Source organism: Lysinibacillus antri (genome assembly GCF_003977595.1).
Classification (GTDB): Bacteria; Bacillota; Bacilli; order Bacillales_A; family Planococcaceae; genus Ureibacillus; species Ureibacillus antri.
In genome coordinates this window covers 1-2,413 of the sequence record NZ_RYYR01000056.1, presented here as the reverse complement: position 1 = coordinate 2,413, position 2,413 = coordinate 1, and the positions used below count along the sequence as shown (strand labels likewise).

Annotated in this window: 2 protein-coding genes; both read left to right on the top strand. The window is 37.3% G+C overall.

The annotated features are described in order from the left end of the window. The first annotated feature begins 130 nt into the window (after nt 1-130). Nucleotides 131-1,630: an IS21 family transposase gene (gene istA / locus EK386_RS19550; protein WP_126660852.1), complete on the top strand. Its 1,500-nt coding sequence runs from the start codon at nt 131-133 to the stop codon at nt 1,628-1,630. After that, a complete protein-coding gene (gene istB / locus EK386_RS19545) occupies nt 1,627-2,343 on the top strand; it encodes an IS21-like element helper ATPase IstB (RefSeq protein ID WP_126660851.1) in 717 nt (238 codons plus the stop codon). The genes istA and istB overlap by 4 nt, the downstream gene beginning before the upstream one ends. The last annotated feature ends 70 nt before the right edge of the window (nt 2,344-2,413 follow it).

Sequence of the window (2,413 nt, the reverse complement as noted above, 5' to 3'; positions counted from 1 at the left end):
TGGTTATGGCAAACTAAAAATGTACCTTTCGGACATTAATTTGTGCATGAAAAAACCACTTGTCAACATTATCCAATAAAGTTACACTCCTCGTTGGACCAACAACGTTTGACAGGAGGTAATATAGGAGATGTTGCAAGTGGTAGAAATTAATTATATCAGACATGAAGTGAATCATAAAGGGCGTTCCTACAAGGAAGTTGCAGAAAGCGTAAATCACGATCAACGTACAGTTAAAAAGTACGCTGATTTAGAAGAATTTCCACAAAAGTTAAAGCAAAGACGCAAATCGCCAGTATTAGATGCAGTAAAACCGATTTTAGATCGTTGGCTTGAAGAAGATTTAAAAATGAAAAAGAAATTCCAGCGTACTGCTAAACGCATGTATACGCAGTTAGTGGAGGAACATGGATTTAAAGGCTCAGATCGAACTGTAAGACGTTATGTTAGCTCGCGAAAAGAAGAGTTAAAGAAAGAAGCAGAACGTGCTGCACTTCCATTAGAAGCGCATGAAGGCACTGCACAAGTTGATTTTGGGAAGGCTCCTTTTAAATATGCAGGGGAAATAATAGATTTACCATTTTTAGTGATGTCTTTTCCCTATTCAAATACATTCTACTTTCAGGTGTTTCCATCCGAAAATACAGAATGTCTATTAGAAGGTCTGCAACGTATATTTAAACGATTGGGTAACGTACCTAAAACAATTCGCTTTGATAATCTTTCACCTGCGGTTAAAAAGATTCATTCAAAGGGAGCACGTGAGTTAACGGACATGTTTGAACGTTTTGTTTTACATTATGGATTCGAATATGAATTCTGTAATCCTGGCAAGGGAAATGAAAAAGGACACGTTGAAAACATGGTGAAGTATTCACGAAACAACTATTTATTACCTGCACTACCGCTTACGGATTTAGATGAATTGAATGAGCGATTATGGGGGATGGCTGAGAAAGACTGGGAACGAATTCACTATGAGAAGAAGCGAAAGCAGTCTGAACTTCATTTAGAGTCCGTCGCAAAACATTTAGTTTTACCAGAAAAGGAGTTTAATTGCGCTCGAATCATGACTGCGAAAGCAGACAAATCTGGATTTGTGCACATCGATTCAAAACTTTATTCTACTTCACCACGTTTTGCGCAAAAGAAAGTGTTCGTAGAAGTTCTGTATAATGAAATTCGGATTTTAAACGAAAATTATGAATGCGTTGTAAAGCATCTAAGATTGTATGGCAATCAGGCCAAATCTATGGTTTGGCAACCTTATTTAAAATTATTGGCACAGCGGCCAAAAGCGATTAAGTATTCCGGTGTATACGATCATTTACCATCAGAATGGCAAGCCTATTTAAAAGCCTGTACGGAAGATGAGCAAAAGGCAGCTCTATCAATTTTAGCAGAATTAATGACCGTAGCTACATTTGGTCAACTAAACGAAGCGTTGATGACCGCATCTAGCAATGGACATCCTTCGGCTGAACAAATTAAGCAGGCTTTTAATGCACAAAAATTTAATCAGCAGCTCTATCAGGACATTCAAACCTCTGATGAAATCCCGAAACTGCCAGAAGTGACTAGAGGTTCAAGTCACTATGATGATTTTTTTGAAATGGAGAAGAAATCATGACACAGCTATTAGAGGATTGTGCAAAACGTTTGAAATTAAGTCAGTTACGCTCACATATTGCGGAATTAACCGCTGACCAAATTCAGTTTCTAGAGCAGCTCTTTACACGAGAAATTGAGCATCGTGAAGCAACAAAACTGAATTTATTATTAAAGCAAGCGCAGTTGCCCCAAAGTGGTCATGAGCCATTTGATTGGCAGCATGTTCAACTTGCCAAAACGTTGTTGAAAGAGGATTTATGGGATGGACAATTCATCTCTAAAAAGGAGAATCTTATTCTTTATGGTGGCGTAGGCACTGGAAAAACCTATTTAAGCCGTTGCATTGCATTAAACGCCATTACTAAGTTTGGTCATAAAGTACGCTTTTACACGATTGCAGGACTCGTTAATCAATTGATTGATGCCAATCAAAAAGGGCAACTGAATAAATTAATGAACCAAATTGATAAATTAGATCTTCTTATTCTTGATGAGCTAGGCTATATTCCGTTAGGTAAAGAAGGAGCAGAGCTTCTCTTTCAAGTGATTTCGATGTGTTATGAAAAGCGTAGCATCATTATTACGACGAACCTTCAATTTGGGCAATGGAATCATGTATTTGGGAATCAAATTTTAACAGAGGCGGTAATCGATCGCTTAATTCACCATTCACATTTAATCATCTTTACTGGAGAAAGCTATCGATACCGTAATTCTAGTATTCGAAAATAAGTAAAAATAGTGTTGGCAAGTGGTCGCAAAATTAATGACCATTTATTACATTTTTTGATTGCCAAATGCA